Source organism: Tamaricihabitans halophyticus (assembly GCF_004340875.1).
In the GTDB taxonomy this organism is placed as follows: Bacteria; Actinomycetota; Actinomycetes; order Mycobacteriales; family Pseudonocardiaceae; genus Tamaricihabitans; species Tamaricihabitans halophyticus.
In genome coordinates this window covers 92,232-107,821 of record NZ_SLXQ01000011.1, presented here as the reverse complement: position 1 = coordinate 107,821, position 15,590 = coordinate 92,232, and the positions used below count along the sequence as shown (strand labels likewise).

Here is a 15,590-nt window from a genome sequence, read left to right as displayed (position 1 = left end):
CAGCTTTCGCTGGGGCTACGAGCACCGAGTTTTCCGCTGGCGGGACGATCTTCACCAGGGCCGGTCGGCCTCAGGTAGGGGTCATAGGTCACCAGTTCGCCGTGCCGTCACCTGGCGTGCAGCGAGATCGACCACAGGATGCTCGTCCCCTGGCCAGGGGACGATTCGATCAAGCACTCGCCTTCCCAACGCTGTGCACGCTGGGTCATATTGGCAAGGCCGCTGCGGCGGTCCGGCTCGCCGGAGAAACCAACGCCGTCATCGCGCACCGTGAGTCGGAGAATCTCGCGCTCGCCGTCCACCGTGACATCGACGCCGACCGCGGTCGCGGTGGCGTGCCGGCTTACGTTGGTCAGCGCTTCGCGCAAGGTAGCGAGGACATCGGGCCGGATCTCGTCCGGCACGCGGGAATCCAATGGGCCGTCCAACCCGACGGTGGGTTCGAATCCGAGCGCGGTGGCCGCGTCCTGCACGATCCGCAACAGCTCACTGCGCAGGCCAACGCGGCTATCCGGTGGTTGCTGCAGGGAAAAGATGCTTCGGCGAATATCCCGGACAGTCTGGTCGAGATCCTCGACATAGCCATTGACCCTGCCGGCCAGTTCCGGACGTTCGACCATCCGGGCCATGCCTTGTAGCCCGAGTCCGACCGCGAACAGGCGTTGGATAACCAGGTCGTGCAGATCGCGGGCGATGCGATCGCGGTCCTCGTACACGGCGAGGCGTTGCCGGTCTTCTTGCGCGCGGGCAAACTCGATGGCCAGCGCGGCATGCGCGGCGAAGTTCTGCACCATTTGCAGATCGGTGTCGTGGAACGGGATCTGCGTCTGGTGTTTCGCGATCACCAGCACGCCGAGCACGTGTTGCCCGGCGGCAAGGGGTACCACCGCGGTCGAGCCCAGTTCTTTGAGCTGCGCCGGCAATTCGCCGATCTGTCCGGGTGTGGAGCCAGAGACATCGCCCGACGGCGCCGGCCGGATACGCGGCTGAGCGTTGGTGAACACCTCGCCGAATACGTTATTTGACATGTCCACGCGGAACCCAGAAAGGCCAGAGCTGGATTCTTCGACGACGACATCGAATACCAGCGCATTCGCCTCCAGGTTGGGTAATGCGACCGCGACCAGCGGCGCATCGGAGATCTCTCTCGCTCGGTTGGCCACCAGTTGGAGTGCGGTTGCCGCGCTTTGCCCAGCCAGCAACCGCTCGGTGAGATCGTTGGAACCGCGTAGCCAGGATTCGCGCTGTCGTGTCTGCTCGTAGAGATGCGCGTTCTCAATGGCGATTCCCGCGGCCGCGGCCAGCGCGATAACAACCGTTTCGTCTTCGGCGGTGAACTCGCCACCACCCTGCTTCTCGGTCAGATACAGATTGCCGAAAACCTCGCCGCGTACCCGTACTGGTACGCCGAGGAACGATTTCATTGGTGGGTGGTTCGGCGGGAATCCATACGACTGGGGGTGTTGCTGGAGTTCGCGCAGTCTGATCGGCCGTGGTTGGTTGATCAGCAGGCCGAGGATGCCCTTCCCGTGCGGCAGATCGCCGATCAGCTCCCGCTGTGCGTCGTCGATCCCGATATAGATGAACTCGCGCAGGCTCCGCTGGTCAGTGCTCAGTACGCCCATCGCGCCGTACTCGGCGCCGACCAGATGACACGACGACCGCACGATTCGACGAAGTACGTCGGTCAAGGACAGGTTGCTCGCCACCGAGACGACCGCGTCCAGCAGTTGATGCACCTGCCGCTGCGATTCAAGGACGTAGGAGGCGCGTTCCACCAATTCCCGCAGTAGCGTGTCCAGGCGCAACTGACTGAGGTCCGGTATGACCTTTTCTTCGTCAGTAGATCGTTTTTCTTGTCTGGGAACCGAATCCTTGCCCACAGTATGTCCACCCAATCACCGCAGACTGGAGTACGACCTTGACAGATTAGCGGGTTCGCGGTGTTTCCGCAGGACACGGCGGACGGGAAGCGTTGGCGTAGGTGCCGGATTGGTGCCGAGGGCCCCCTGCTTGGTGACTTTTGGCTCGCTCGGGTAGCTGAGGACGGGCGCGACGATGGGGTTTCTCGGCACGCACCCGTGGAGGACGCGATGCATACGCGTTTTGCGATTCGACTGTCGATGGTGTTGCACCGGCTGGGGATAGGTCACAACGCGCTTCGTCGGTCTGTCGACCGGGTGGAGTCCGGCCTGCTCATCGCACTCATTGTCGCCGCGCTCGCCGTGCCGCCGCTGGCGATCGCGGTCAACCAGCTGGCCGTTGACCAGATCGCGGAGTCGGCGCAGCGGTCTGACCGGATCGAGGTCGTCGCGACCGTACTGGAGTCGGTGCCAGCCCGGCGGGCCCTCGAAGGGGTGCATGCCCGCGGTGAACCGACCGCCGAAGCACGCTGGACCGCTTCGGATCGCAGCGAACGAACTGGGCGGATTCCGGTCGAGTACGGGACACCGGCCGGCGCGAAGGTCGCATTGTGGACGGACCAGCAGGGACAGCCGACGAGCCCGCCGCCAACATCCCGGCAGGCCAAGGATCAAGCGGTCATGGCAGGCATGTTCGTCGCGCTTGGCTGGTTCCTGGCTTGTTTCCTCTGCTACTGGGCCATCAGGTGGATGTTGCTGCGTCGCCAGCTCGCCGTCTGGGCAGCCGAATGGGAAGCCGTGGAACCGAGGTGGCGAGGCAAGACGCGTTAGCCGCGTTCCGCCGTGTGGGGGACCGGGACGGTCAGTAGTTTTGGTCGGCACACCATGGCGGCGACGGCGACCACGATCGCGGTAGCGAGTACCGCGATGGCGATCGACGCGATGTCGGCGAGCAACCCGGTCAGCCCCGCGGCAACCGGCCGCAGGCCAGTAAACGCGACCAGCCACAAGGCCATGATGCGGCCGCGCAATGACTCCGGCAGTCGAGCCTGCAACAGAGTGCTGCTGCCGGTGAACGCGAGCGTCATGCCGATCCCGGCTACGCCGAAGGCCAGCAGGGTGAGCGTCTGAGTGTGCCCGACGGATACCGCGCACAGTCCGATGGCAAGGATGGCTAGCCCCACGTTGGTCGACCGAGCCAGCCCCAGGCCACGGCGAAGTGGAGTGAATATCAGCAGCCCGACCGCGGCTCCGATGCCGAACGCCGAGGTCAGCCAGCCAACGAAGCCGCTGCCCGCGCCCAGGCTGTCCGCGATCGCCGGGCCGAGCGTCACGGATGGTTCGGCGCCGATACCCACCGCGCCGACGATGACCAACAGCAGGATCAGTGGCCGATCGGTACGCAGGTACCGCAGCGCGGCGCGTACCGAGAAATCAGTCCCTCGGGCCGGCCGGGGGCGTTGCGGCACGGTGAGCAGCGATACACAGATCGCGAACAGCGCGTTGCCGGCCGCGGCGAGTGCGAAGGCGATCGCCGGGCTCAACTGCACCGCGATCAACGCGCCCAACGCGGGACCGGCGACCCGCGCGGCGATCATCGGCGTGCCGTTCAACGCCATCGCGGGAGCGAGCTCACCCTTGCGAATCAGCGCCGGCACGATTGACTGCATCGCGGGGCCGCCGATCACGAAGCTCAGGCCCACCACGGCCGAACTGGCCACGATCGGCGCGGCGCCGGGCAACCCCTCGATCCCGCCAGCCAACCAGATCCAGGCGGCGAGACCGCCGGAACCGAGGGCGCCGACGAGCCGGCCGACGATAATCTGCCGCTCCCGCCGACCGCGGTCGGCCATAGTGCCGCTCAGCGGGGTCAGGAGTAGTTGCGGCAGGAACTGCGCCGCGCTGACCATACCGACGACCAACGCCGATCCGGTGAGCTGGAACGCGATCAGGGCCGCGACGATGTTATGGATCCACACGCCGGTAGTGGAGAGCAGCTTGCCCCAGAAGAACAGCCCGAACAGGGGATCGATGAGCAGCCGGAACATCCCGCGCGCCGGCCGGTCGGCGGTCTCTACGCCGACCGTATCCGTACGAATCGCGGCCATCCTGCTGAATGTATAGCATGCACAACTAACTAATTGTCCAATGCGCGATGGTTCACGTCTTTCCGTCCGGGTGCCCTACCGTTGCGGCGTCGTCGAGTCGGTCGGCAGCACGTACGACGCCAATCCTTCCCGGCTATGCAGCCGCAGCGAATTCTCCAGCGTGGCGGAGCGATGTGGCGGCATCGCGTCGTGCTTGGCCATGACTCCGGCGAGCCCTCCCGGCTCGTCCAGCAGCACGGCGAGTTCCCAGCGGGGTTCCTTGACTGTTCTCGCCGTCGCGCCACGGAAGGTGGCTTCCGGCGGAAGCACACCCAGCGTGTTCCGGTAGAAACGTTCGGCAAGGTCAGGGTCAGTGCAGTTCAGCACCAAGCGATGCGGAACTCCGCCGGCCGGCGCGGGTAGCGACCATCCAGTGAACGTGCCGGCCTGCCACAGCGAGAACGCGGCGCCGAGCGGATCCACGAGTGTCGCGAGCCTTCCCTCGGCGCCGATATCGACGGGCGGCAGCACAACCTCGGCGCCCTCGCGCTCGGCGATCGCGGCGCGGCGATCGACATCGGTAACGGCCAGGTAGTACGCGATATGTGCGGGCGTTTCGGGTGGATAGGGGCCCGTGGCCAGGTCGCTGACGCTGCCGATCGGGTGCCCTCTGACGGATATCGTCGTGGCCCGCCGGATCGCGTCCGGTTCCGTGGCGAAGTCCCAGCCGAACACCGCCGTACAGAACGCGGCGGTACCCGTGACGTCCCGTGTCTTGATGTCCATCCAGCAGAACGGGTTCGGCCGCGGAATGCCAGCTCGCACGGTGCTCCCTACGTCGACGGTCCAAACGTCGAACCGTGGCTGCTCACCCACTCGCGGGACACGGGATTACGGTACGCGGTTGGCGCCCCCAGGTCCCCTACGTCGTCCCGATTCGCTGGACGTGGGACTTTCTTTCCTTCGTTTCAGAAATATCTCGGTTGTACTGACTTGGAATGCACACGCGGCGGTTTTTAGGCGGCGATCGACGATGTGTTTATTTCGCCGGTTGCACAATTCAGATTTGACCGGATGGCATGCCGTGAGCGCTAGTACCTAACCGGGCGAATCCCAGGTGTCGGGCGATGTTTGACAATTTTTATCGATGTCAAGAACATGCCGTGCATGCCTATTTTGGCTAGTTTCCCGTGTGGTCGTTGCTAAGAAACTTCCGCTGGTCGGGGAACTCGCCCAGTTGCTTTCGGTATTCGGCTGGAACCGGAGATTACATAATGAACAAAAGAACAGCATGGCGGTTCGGCGTCGGATCGCTTGCGGCCGCGCTGGTGGTCAGCACGGTCACCCTTGCGGGGGCGGAGCGGTATGCCTACGCCGACGTCCAGGTGCGGACCGACACCACGCAAGGCGCGGACGGAAAAGAGTACTGGGTAGAAAACCACCTCGTCGGCAACGCGGGGTCCGCGCGCGCTGATGGCAGCGATACCGGACGGAAGAAGTGGCTACTGGTCTGGGCCGGTGATGAGAACATCGCTGATACCGCGGTCGATGACGTGCAGAACCTGCCAGGTTCGCTCGGTGGCGGGCTGGACAAAGTGAAGGACGCGTTACCTGGCCCGGACTTCCTGGCCGTGCTCGATGCGACCGAGGGCTCCGCGACCTATGGCGAGGTGGTCAACACCGCGACCGTTGGCCCGCTCGTCGAGAACGAACCGCATCATATGCAGTACGTGTGGCATAAGGGCGACACGATCTTCGCCGGCGGCTTGTTCGCGGCGACAACCTACGCGTTCGATGTCAGCGCGCTCCCCGAACTGAAGCTGAAGGGGGTCAGCCTGCCCACCCAGACCCCTGGCGGGTCGGTGCCGGACGCCTACTGGGTACTCGAGGACGGTACGGCCTACGGGACATACATGGGTGGTCCGGTCGCCCCAGGGCCGTATACCTATGACAACGGCCAGACGGTGGTGAGCAACGGGTTCGCTGGTAGCCCGGGGGCCGTCATCCGGTTTGACGAGAACGCGCAGGTGCTCTCCGAGACCTCGGCAGCGACGCCCGGAGGCGACAACGAGAAACTCTGCGTTAACCTCCCGCGACTCGGTAAGCCAACCTGCGCGAATCCACATGGGATTCAGGCGAGGGAAGACCTGGACACCTTGGTAACCAGCGACTACGCCGAACCACGGAATATCATTCTCGATCCGGTCAAGCAGCCGTCGCCATACCTACGCCGTCCGACGGTGCGCACCTGGGATATCTCGGACCGCAACGCGCCGAAGCTGAAGTCGGTGTCGTACCTGCCAGACGGCCCGCGCGCGGAGGATTACGATCCGCTGTACGCGGAAAGCCGCGCGGTGATGGAAACGACGGTGACCAACCAGCCGCAGCACAAGGGCGCGTTCGCGCAAACCATGCAGGGTGGCGCGGTGTTCTACACACCGGATATCACCGCGGCCGAACCGCAATGGCGCCAGGTATTCGACGACGGGGCCGCGAACAAGGCGATCCACGCCGGAAACGACAGTATCGGCGCGAGCTCGAACGGCGGCTGGATCCAGACAAGTCCGGACGATCGGTTCCTGTACCGGGCGATCACCGGCAGACAGCAGGGCACGCTCGGACCGAACGACCCGGGAACCACCGGTGGTGTCTATGTGCTGGACATCCAGCGGTTGCTTGACGCTGGCGAGGATGTCGAGTGCTCGATCGACACGAAAGAGCAGGCCGAGCGGGGCGGCGGCGCCGACTGCCCCACGGTGGCCGGAGCCGTGCCGATCAACCCTGGAACTCCTGGCGCTGGACCACATTGGGGCGCCTACGACAACTTCGATCTTGCCGCGGACGGTTTCTATCACGAGACCGAGCAGCCGAAGCGGCTCGCGGTATCCAATTACTTCGTCGCTCGGTCCGGTTTGGATGGAGATCACAAGATCAACATGGTGAACCTTGGCCAGGACGGCTCGGCTTCGCTCGATGAGACGTTTCGGGATGAGGTCACCGGCGAGGTAGGCATCAACTTCAACCGGAAGTCGTGGCCGCACGGTGACTTTGGGAACGCCAAACCGCATTCGGAGCTGTTCGTCATCGCCGACGAGGACGTGAAGTAGTGCGGTAACCGGGTAGGCGTCCGGTTTGCCGGCGCCCACCCGGTTCTGCCGTCGTGACCAACCCGGCCGGCGTCCCATGGTCCCCGTTAGAGAGAAGTTCATGCATCACGAAACACCTTCGGCCACCGGTTCCGCCGATGTGGACGGTATCGTTCTGTTGGTACGGCTATTTCTGCTACTCGGCAGCGCGTTACTCGCTGGCTTTGGGTTGTGGCGACCGCTCGTCGGCTCGATGTCGGGCGGTGCGCGCCGCGCGCTGTATGTGGGTTCATGGGCGGTCGCGGTGCTGGCGCTGGTTTCCATCCCGCTCGTTGACGCGCAGGTACTTGTCGCGGGGGCGCATGCCGTGCTGGCGCTAGCGATCCCGCTCGTGTCCCGGTGGCCGTCGTTGGCCAGGTGGCTGTCCGCGGCGCTGCTGGTACTCGTCGTCGTGGAAACGGCCCTCGGCAGGTCCGGTGTGGAGTTCGCCGCGGACACCGTGTACGTGGTTAGTGCCGCCTGCTGGTTCGGTGTCACCATCGTGACCTGGCTGGTTCCCGCTGACGACGGGCACCGAGCGACGCTGCGCCCGGTGCCGATCGCGCTGACCCTCGGCATGCTGTTGCTCGCGGCCGGGGTTATCCAGCTGCTCCTTTCCGGACTCGCCTTCGATCGGCGGCTGTTCGCTACCGTGGCCGGTTGGGCCGTACTGACCGTGGTGTTGGCGCCAGGTCTCGCGCTGGCGGTGATCGCGGTCCACGCGCGACACACCGCGGATTCCACCAGCCTGGTGTTTCGCCGAGCCGTGCCCGCGGTGCTCATCGGGTTTCTGGCGTGGACGACCTTCGCGGCAATGCCGCCACCCGCACCACTACCCGTTGCCGGCGTTCCGGTACTCGCCAACGCGGAACTTGACGAACGATCGGTTCCGGTACTGATCAGCCCGCACCGTCCGGGACGCAATCTGGTGCATCTGCCTACGGGATCGGGTACGAGCGTCTCCGTGGAAGACGCGGAGGGTGGTCGTGTCGAGGTAACCCGCCGGCCAGGAGCGCAGGGTTGGTGGGCGGAGGTCGATCTGCCGGCTGGGCGGAGCAGCCTCGTGTTGCACACCGATTCGACCGATGCCACCGTCGAGGTCGATACCGGTCAGGCGGCCGGTTTACCGACCGCGGCCGGTGTGGACGGGCCGGAGTGCGCGATGGCCGCGCTCGGTGGGGTTCTTGATGACGGAGCTCTCGAACTCGACGAGTGTCCAGCCGATCGGCTGGCCCAGACTGATGTGGTCGCCCTGCGCCAGCTCGTGGATTTTCTTGCGGCGCGCGATGTTACCGCGATCCGGCTGGACACTGACGACTCGGCACGTGGTGCTGCCGCCGCCGCGCGGGTGCGCGCCGCGGCGGCGCGGCACGGGCTGCGGCTGACCGACCGCGTCGAACCGGACGCCGCGCTGGTGGTGGTGTCCGGCTGGGAATCCGCGTTCGAGGTCTTGCGGGAAGCCTCCGCCGCGCAGCGGGAAGAGCCGGCGTACACCCACGGCGTGTATCTCGCTCCTTGGCTGCTGCATGGGCCGATTGTCAAGCAGGTTGTGGGTGCCGGAGTTCCACTGAGCTTCGATCCGCGCGAGCCGATGGCGGTGCAGTACACCGTCGAGGTGGCGAGTGCCTTCGCCAGCAGTCCTTCGCCAGCGGGCTTTCAACGTTGGTTGGCTGCCAGGCAACAGTATGTACGGGACGATGTGCGGATCTTCTCGACCGCGCAGGTGAACGTGATGCCGATGAATCCAGGGGAGCCACATGCGCCAGGCATGCCGATGAGCGGTGGCGGCGCTGGGTTGTGGATTTCCGGGGGCACCGTTGTTCCCGTCACGGCACCGCTCGAGCCGTAATCCGTTGGTCCGGCCTCGACGGCGCCGAGCGGTCTGCCCAGCGACAGTAGCGAGGAGGTGAATACAAAGATGCGAAAGACATCGCGTGTGTTGGTCGTTATGGCGAGTACCGCGGCGTTGTTCGGTATCGGTGCTGGCGCCGCTTCGGCCGAAGCGGTTGAGAGCAGCACGCCGGTCTGGGCGCTGCCCGGTGTCGATATCGGACCGCTCGCCGCGCCATTGGCGACAGTGCCGACCGAGGTACTCGCTCCGGTGTACGGCGTCATCACCGCGGCAACGGGCTGATCGACGTCTGCCACGCTCGGAAACGACGAAAGCCGCCCGGTACTGGGATCAGCAGTATCCGGGCGGCTTTCGTGCCCCCTTTCGCTACACCGTGATTGTCCTACCGGCGCTACGTTCCCGGCAGGATGTTGCCAGGAACCGCGTTGACGGACTGAAGCAGGCCGAACACGGGAACGCCCAGCGGGGCGAAGGTGTAGGCGTTGTGCAGATCGCTGGTATCGGGTTCACCGACGATGGCGACCTCGTCCGGATCGTTGACCGTCGGGTTTTCCTGTGCGAACGCGGGAGCCGCTAGAACAACGGTGGTGATGCCACTCAAGGCGATGGCGGATACCGCTCTGGCAATGGAATTTCGCATAGTAAGACGCACCCTTGAAAATATCGTTGATGGCGTGGTCCTGGCCCCGCGATAAGCATGCCATATGTCATAGGTGGCGCGATTTCGATTCCATCGAATGAGATTATGCGGCTATCCCGCAATTAATTTCACGGAATTAGATTGACGGTCAGCACGCGCTGTCGGTGGGTTTCGGCACACCGAGACCGAACAGGGGCCGAAGTTTGAGTCCGAGCCAGGTCCCGCCGAGCGCGAACGCGCCCCAGAGCCAGCCGTGCAGGCTACCGGTGGAGATGCCGCCGAGGTACGCGCCGATATTGCAGCCGCCGGCGAGCCGGGCGCCGATGCCCATCAGGATGCCGCCAAGTATCGCGGCCACCGCGGTTCGCCACGGGATCTCGGTGTGGATCTTCCAGGCGCCCGCGGCAGCTGCGGCGATGGCTGCGCCCAGGATGATGCCGATGTTGGTCAGGCTGGTCTTGTCTACCCAGATGGGATTCGCGAGCGCCTGGGCGTTGTCCGGGTCTTGCCAGAAGCTCCACGCTTCCGGGTGTAGCCCGACCAGCTGCAGTAGCTTGCTGCCCCAGAGCGCGAACGCGAAGGTGACGCCCCAGGTGCCGCCGGATACCAGCACCACCGCCGCGGCCAGTACCCCGAGCACTAGCGCGCCGACCAGCAGGGGCCAGGATCCGCGCCAGATCCGCGCGAGTCCGGTGGCGGTGGGAGCCGATCCGGTGGGTGGGGGTGTGCGGCGTGCCTGCACGATCCGCGTCAGCAGCACGATGAGCAGCAGGGCCGCGATCGTGCTGGCCCATGAGCCGAACCAGCCGATATGTTCGGACAGCAGGAAACCAGGTACTTCCGGCCAACCATCGAAAACCGGGAACGCCCAGGTGTAGAGCACCGACCCGGCAATGAACCCGCCCAGCGTGAGCACGATCGTGGACTGCCCCGAGCCGACCGCGAACAGCGTTCCGGAAGCACATGCGCCGCCCAGCTGCATGCCGATCGCGAACAGGGCGGCTCCGGCGAACAGCGCGATACCGATGGGTCCCGCGGAAACCTGTGGTGTGGATCCGAACAGGCCAGCGCCACTGACCACGATCAAGGCGATCAGTGTCGCCGCGGTGCCGAGCAGTAGCGCATGTGCGCGCAGCCCAGCGCCATTTCCCACCGAGATCAGCTGGCGCCAGGCCGAGGTGAAGCCGAACCGGGAGTGAAACAGCGCCGCGCCAAGCAGTAGCCCGACGATCAGCAGTGCGCCGGACACCGCGCCGTAGGTATGCCAGACATACCAGCTCAGCCCGATCGCGAGGATAGCGGCGATCGCCAGCGGTGCCGGACGTACCGGCTCCGCGGCGGCCGCGGTGGTGCTGCCCGAGGTCGGCGCGGGCCGCAGGAAGGATTTCGATACGCGCTCATCACGTCGGATTGCCGACACGGTCTCTCCCAATGGCTGTGAACTCGACCAAGCGAGACTAATCGTCCGCCATGCCGTTTCCCAGCCATCCCAAAATGTGCACCACCTTGCGTCTCAGGATGTGGAAGGCCGTTCTGGGTGCTTTCGACGTGTTCCCGGGTTTCGTCGCCGAGGTTACGTGGTGAGTTTTACTTCGCACGAAACAAATCTGGATCTCGGTAGACCGGCTGCACCAGCATCGCGGTAGGCAGAATTCCAGTGTGAAATTATCGAAGACGCGCCACGTGGTGACGATACGTCGCCGGAGCTGACCACGAGGTGTGGTAATTGCTGGGTTTGCGTCGTGGACCTGATGACAAAGCACTGGGAAACCGCCTAGTGTCGCCGATGAATCGCGTCGATGCAGGTGCCATCGACGTCCCCCGGTGTTTTCCGAATCTCTCGCCGCCCGTACCTGTTGGTGCGGCGCGAACGTCCATGACCGCGAAGGGGTTGGTTCATGTGCTAGCTGGATGCCGACTTCGGACCGGGAATCCGGTTGGCTGGCTGGCGGCCGTGGTGGCGATCGTCGGCATGCTACTGGCCGGCTGCGCACCCGCGGCCGAGTCGGAGTTGGTGCCGCCTCCGGACGAACCACTGCCGACCGATGTGCCGCAGGGAACCAAGCTGGTGGTAGCCGATCAGAACGAGGCCGTGCAGACCTTGATGCGCGCTTCTGGGGCGCACGACGAACTCGCCGCAGCCACCGAGTACGCGAACTTCCTTGGCGGCCCGGCCATTCTGGAAGCGATTCGCGCAGGTTCGGTCGATCTCGCGGCGGTCGGTGATACTCCGCCGATCCAAGCGCATGCGGCCGGTGAATCGGTGCCGATCGTGGCCGCCAGAAAACAGTCCAAACCTGACTATCGCTTTGCCGTGGCCCCGGGCGTGACCGTCGACCGGCTCACTGATCTCGCGGGAAAACGGATTTCCTATGGAGAGGGGACTGGTCGGCAGCCGTTCGTGTTGCGGGCACTCCGAAAGGCCGGCCTGCAGCCCACCGACGTCGAGCTGATTCCGTTACAGGCCGCGGACTTTCCGGACGCGATTCGCACCGGCCAGGTCGATGTGGCGGTGCTCAACGAACCGCATTTCACCCGGTATCTGCGGGATTACCGGGACGCAGGTGCCAGCGCCGTGCCCGAGGCGGAACTCGACGGCGTGGCCAGCGGGCTGCAGTATCTCTACGCGCGCGGCGAGGCGCTCCGCGATCCGGCGAAGGCGGCGGCCATCAGGGACTTCGTGTACAAGTGGGTTGCCGCCGTGACTTGGTCGCGGGAGTATCCAGATACTTGGATTGACGCCTATCATGTGGACAATCAGCGGCTGAGCCGAGCGGATGGCCGGACAGTCGTCGAATCGGAGGGCGCGTTCACGTTCCCGCCCTTGCGCGGTGAGCTCGTCGAGATTCAGCAGGACAGTATTGACATTATTCACGATGCCGGCGATATCCCAGAACGGCTGACGGCCGAGGACGAGTTCGACACCCGGTTCGATGAGGTGCTCGACGAAGCGGTCGAGGCGGCCGGCGCGCGGCGGGTGGCGGCCGGATGACCTCTCAGCTCGAACGCGATGAGGTGCGATCGAGGCAGCGCGTTGGGTCAGCCCCGACCCGCTCGCGGATCAGTACTCGCCGGCTGGTCCCGGCCAGGCTCGGCCCGGTCGGACTGCTGATCGGGCCACTCGCGCTGGTTGGGCTCTGGGAACTGGCCGCTACAGCGGGCTGGCTGGCGCCGAGGCAGTTGGCGGCACCCTCGGTGGCGCTGCGCACCGGCTACCAGATGTTGCTCGATGGTGAACTGTTGCCGCATCTTGCTGCCTCGGCTCAGCGTGCTTACCTCGCGCTGACTTTTGGTGTGCTTGGCGGCACCGTGCTCGCTTTGCTTTCCGGGCTTAGCCGTGTCGGTGAAGCCGCCATTGACGGTTTGGTTCAGGTCAAACGCGCGATTCCGACACTCGCGCTCATTCCGTTGGCGATCCTCTGGCTCGGTATCGGCGAGACGATGAAGATCGTGGTGATCGCCAGCAGTGTGTTCGTTCCGGTGTACATCAACACGCACGCGGGCCTGCGGGGGATCGATATCCGGTATGTCGAACTGGCGCGGACAACCGGCCTCAGCAGGGCGGAGTTCATCCGCAGGGTCGCGCTTCCTGGCGCGCTGCCGGGGTTCTTCACCGGATTGCGGCTCGCGGTGACGATGTGCTGGACCGCGTTGGTGGTACTTGAACAGATCAACGCGACCGAGGGGATCGGCTACATCATGACCAGGGCGCGCGACTATGGCCAGACCGACATCATCGTCGTCGGTCTGGTGATCTATGCGGTACTCGGATTGCTCTCCGATGGCTTGGTTCGGTTTGCCGAGCGCAAATCCCTGTCCTGGCGCAGGACGGTCGGATCATGACCGATCGGCGAACGATGATCGACGCGGACACGACGTCGAGGGACTCGGAACGAGTGACGCCAGTGGTTCAGCTGCGTGCGGTGAGTCGCCACTATGGTGAACGGACTGTACTGGATCGGGTGGATCTCGATATCGGTCCCGGTGAGTTCATTGCTCTGATTGGACGGAGCGGATCCGGGAAAAGCACGCTGTTGCGATCCATGGCTCGGCTGGACGAGGACGTCGCTGGTTCAGGTACCGTCGGCGTACCGGAGAATAGGTCGGTACTGTTCCAGGATTCCCGGTTGCTGCCCTGGCAGCGTGTGCTGGCCAATGTCACCCTGGGGCTTCGAGGGCCGGACGCGCGCGCGAGTGGGCTGGCTGCACTAGCCGATGTTGGCCTCGCCGGCAGGGAACGCGCATGGCCCAACGCGCTCTCCGGAGGCGAGCAGCAACGTGTCGCGCTGGCCCGAGCGCTGGTGGGTGAACCCGATCTGTTGCTTGCGGATGAACCATTTGGCGCGCTGGACGCGCTCACCCGGCTGCGGATGCACAGGTTGCTGCTTCGGCTGGTGGCCGAGCATCGCCCGGCCGTGCTTCTGGTCACCCACGACGTGGACGAGGCACTGGCCCTGGCCGACCGGGTACTCGTCATCGACTCCGGTGTCCTGCTCCACGACCAGCCGATACCAGGCGGACAGCCGCGAGACCGCGCAGACCCCGCACTGCCGCGGGTGCGCGCCGACCTGCTTGAAGCACTTGGCGTAACCGACGATTCCTGACCTGAGGAGTAAAACCCGTATGCCAGCGACAATGCACCTGAACCTGTTCGTCCACGGTAGAGGGCACCACGAAGCTGCCTGGCGACATTCGCGCGCGAGCACTGCGCCGCTGACGGATATCGCGTACTACGTTGACCTCGCGCTGATCGCGGAAAGTGGCAAGTTCGACTCGGTGTTCTTCGCTGACCATCTCGCCGTCGGCAGCGAGATTGCGCATGCCGCGCGCGGCGGCCTCGAACCGTTGACCACGCTGGCCGCGCTCGCGGTCGCAACTGAGCACATCGGACTGATTGCCACCGCCTCCACAAGCTATACCGAGCCCTATAATCTGGCCCGTCAGTTCGCGTCCGTGGACCACATCAGCGGTGGCCGAGCCGGTTGGAACATCGTCACGAGCTGGCTGCAGAGTGCGGCGGCGAACTACGGTGACCAGCAATTGCTCGGGCACGACGAACGTTACGCACGGGCATTCGAGTATCTCGACGTGGTCACCAAGCTGTGGGACAGCTGGGCGGATGATGCGCGGATCGATGACGCCGCGTACGGGATATATGCAGATCCGGCTCGGGTACGTGCAGTCGCGCACGCCGGGGAACATTATCGGGTTGCTGGGCCGCTGAACATCCCAAGACCACCGCAGGGATATCCGCTGCTTGTACAGGCTGGTTCGTCACCGGAAGGTAGGCGGTTCGCGGCAACGCATGCCGAGGCGGTGTTTACCGCACATCTGGAAAAGGCAACGGCGGTTGAGTTCGCTCGAGACCTCCGGGCTCGGGCCGTCGAGGCTGGGCGCTCGCCGGAGAGTATCCGGGTGTTGCCGGGACTAAGTCCAGCCATCGGTGGCACGGAGCACGAGGCTCAACGGCTGTGGCAGGAGCTCAACGAGCTCACCGTTCCGGAGGTCGGGCTAGCGCATCTGTCCGCGCGATTCGGTGGTGTCGATCTGTCTCATCTGGACCTTGACGAGCGACTGTCCGCGGACGACCTGCCGGATCCCCGTACCGTCCAAGCGGCACAAAGTCGGGCGGAACTGATCCTTCGGCTGGTGCGCAGGGAACGCCCGACCTTGCGTAGTCTGTTGCATACACTCGCAGGAGCAAGGGGACACCACATCACCGCCGGTACACCGGAGCAGATCGCCGATGTCATTGCCGACTGGTTCCACGTGGGAGCGGCCGACGGGTTCAATATCATGCCCCCGGTGCTGCCAAGTGGATTGACCGACTTCGTGGCGGAGGTGGTTCCGCTGCTGCAACAGAAGGGCCTGTTCCGTACCGATTATTCGGCGAGCACCCTGCGTGGGCTCTATGGCCTGCCGAGACCGGCGAACCGGCTGTTCGATGAACCGGATGCCGCTGGCTCGGAGCCGCTGTTTTCCGGCAGCGGCTCCGCATAGCGGTTACTTACCGCAATATCCTCG

13 protein-coding genes are annotated in these 15,590 nt (G+C 64.8%); 8 read left to right on the top strand and 5 right to left on the bottom strand.

Annotation, left to right across the window (positions count from 1 at the left end; all coding sequences use genetic code 11):
* Nucleotides 1-107: 107 nt before the first annotated feature.
* Complete coding sequence (locus EV191_RS21935; RefSeq protein WP_243659131.1) at nt 108-1,898, bottom strand: GAF domain-containing sensor histidine kinase; 1,791 nt, start codon at nt 1,896-1,898, stop codon at nt 108-110.
* 195 nt (nt 1,899-2,093) lie between these two features.
* Between EV191_RS21935 and EV191_RS21930 the strand changes: the two genes are divergently transcribed.
* On the top strand, nt 2,094-2,693 hold the full coding sequence (locus tag EV191_RS21930) for an Rv1733c family protein (protein WP_132879028.1): 600 nt from the start codon (nt 2,094-2,096) through the stop codon (nt 2,691-2,693).
* Here the strand turns inward: EV191_RS21930 and EV191_RS21925 are convergent.
* The gene (locus EV191_RS21925; RefSeq protein WP_132879027.1) at nt 2,690-3,970 is read right to left on the bottom strand and encodes an MFS transporter; all 1,281 of its coding nucleotides are present in this window, start codon (nt 3,968-3,970) and stop codon (nt 2,690-2,692) included. The two genes, EV191_RS21930 and EV191_RS21925, sit on opposite strands and share 4 nt — an antisense overlap.
* Nucleotides 3,971-4,045: 75 nt before the next feature.
* Nucleotides 4,046-4,774 (bottom strand): VOC family protein, encoded by a 729-nt coding sequence (locus EV191_RS21920; RefSeq protein ID WP_132879026.1) that lies wholly within the window; start codon nt 4,772-4,774, stop codon nt 4,046-4,048.
* Between the two features lie 449 nt (nt 4,775-5,223).
* Between EV191_RS21920 and EV191_RS21915 the strand changes: the two genes are divergently transcribed.
* The 3 genes from EV191_RS21915 (at nt 5,224) to EV191_RS21905 (ending at nt 9,208) form a co-directional block, all read left to right on the top strand.
* Nucleotides 5,224-7,056 carry a hypothetical protein gene (locus EV191_RS21915; protein WP_132879025.1) on the top strand — a complete coding sequence of 611 codons (1,833 nt, stop codon included), beginning with the start codon at nt 5,224-5,226 and terminating at the stop codon, nt 7,054-7,056.
* Nucleotides 7,057-7,156: 100 nt separating this feature from the next.
* The gene (locus EV191_RS21910) at nt 7,157-8,923 is read left to right on the top strand and encodes a hypothetical protein (protein WP_132879024.1); all 1,767 of its coding nucleotides are present in this window, start codon (nt 7,157-7,159) and stop codon (nt 8,921-8,923) included.
* Nucleotides 8,924-8,992: 69 nt separating this feature from the next.
* Nucleotides 8,993-9,208 carry a hypothetical protein gene (locus EV191_RS21905; protein WP_243659130.1) on the top strand — a complete coding sequence of 72 codons (216 nt, stop codon included), beginning with the start codon at nt 8,993-8,995 and terminating at the stop codon, nt 9,206-9,208.
* A gap of 109 nt (nt 9,209-9,317) precedes the next feature.
* Here EV191_RS21905 and EV191_RS21900 read toward each other — a convergent pair whose 3' ends face one another.
* Nucleotides 9,318-9,566, bottom strand: a complete 249-nt coding sequence (locus tag EV191_RS21900; protein ID WP_132879023.1) for a hypothetical protein — start codon at nt 9,564-9,566, stop codon at nt 9,318-9,320.
* Between the two features lie 148 nt (nt 9,567-9,714).
* Nucleotides 9,715-10,944, bottom strand: coding sequence for a YeeE/YedE family protein (locus EV191_RS21895; RefSeq protein WP_243659140.1), 1,230 nt, complete (start codon nt 10,942-10,944; stop codon nt 9,715-9,717).
* A gap of 498 nt (nt 10,945-11,442) precedes the next feature.
* Here EV191_RS21895 and EV191_RS21890 point away from each other — a divergent pair, with 498 nt between their 5' ends.
* The 4 genes from EV191_RS21890 to EV191_RS21875 are packed head-to-tail and all read left to right on the top strand — an operon-like array spanning nt 11,443 to nt 15,566.
* On the top strand, nt 11,443-12,558 hold the full coding sequence (locus EV191_RS21890) for an ABC transporter substrate-binding protein (protein ID WP_207894610.1): 1,116 nt from the start codon (nt 11,443-11,445) through the stop codon (nt 12,556-12,558).
* Nucleotides 12,555-13,409, top strand: a complete 855-nt coding sequence (locus EV191_RS21885) for an ABC transporter permease (RefSeq protein WP_132879021.1) — start codon at nt 12,555-12,557, stop codon at nt 13,407-13,409. The genes EV191_RS21890 and EV191_RS21885 overlap by 4 nt, the downstream gene beginning before the upstream one ends.
* Nucleotides 13,410-13,423: 14 nt before the next feature.
* The gene (locus tag EV191_RS21880; protein WP_132879108.1) at nt 13,424-14,170 is read left to right on the top strand and encodes an ABC transporter ATP-binding protein; all 747 of its coding nucleotides are present in this window, start codon (nt 13,424-13,426) and stop codon (nt 14,168-14,170) included.
* Nucleotides 14,171-14,189: 19 nt separating this feature from the next.
* A complete protein-coding gene (locus EV191_RS21875) occupies nt 14,190-15,566 on the top strand; it encodes an LLM class flavin-dependent oxidoreductase (protein ID WP_165913048.1) in 1,377 nt (458 codons plus the stop codon).
* Nucleotides 15,567-15,590: the final 24 nt, after the last annotated feature.

Coding starts and splice junctions, on each gene's coding strand:
- EV191_RS21930 (WP_132879028.1), top strand. CDS start 2,094: ATGCATACGCGTTTTGCGATTCGACTGTCGATGGTGTTGCACCGGCTG.
- EV191_RS21925 (WP_132879027.1), bottom strand. CDS start 3,970: ATGGCCGCGATTCGTACGGATACGGTCGGCGTAGAGACCGCCGACCGG.
- EV191_RS21915 (WP_132879025.1), top strand. CDS start 5,224: ATGAACAAAAGAACAGCATGGCGGTTCGGCGTCGGATCGCTTGCGGCC.
- EV191_RS21910 (WP_132879024.1), top strand. CDS start 7,157: ATGCATCACGAAACACCTTCGGCCACCGGTTCCGCCGATGTGGACGGT.
- EV191_RS21905 (WP_243659130.1), top strand. CDS start 8,993: ATGCGAAAGACATCGCGTGTGTTGGTCGTTATGGCGAGTACCGCGGCG.
- EV191_RS21900 (WP_132879023.1), bottom strand. CDS start 9,566: ATGCGAAATTCCATTGCCAGAGCGGTATCCGCCATCGCCTTGAGTGGC.
- EV191_RS21890 (WP_207894610.1), top strand. CDS start 11,443: ATGACCGCGAAGGGGTTGGTTCATGTGCTAGCTGGATGCCGACTTCGG.
- EV191_RS21885 (WP_132879021.1), top strand. CDS start 12,555: ATGACCTCTCAGCTCGAACGCGATGAGGTGCGATCGAGGCAGCGCGTT.
- EV191_RS21880 (WP_132879108.1), top strand. CDS start 13,424: ATGATCGACGCGGACACGACGTCGAGGGACTCGGAACGAGTGACGCCA.
- EV191_RS21875 (WP_165913048.1), top strand. CDS start 14,190: ATGCCAGCGACAATGCACCTGAACCTGTTCGTCCACGGTAGAGGGCAC.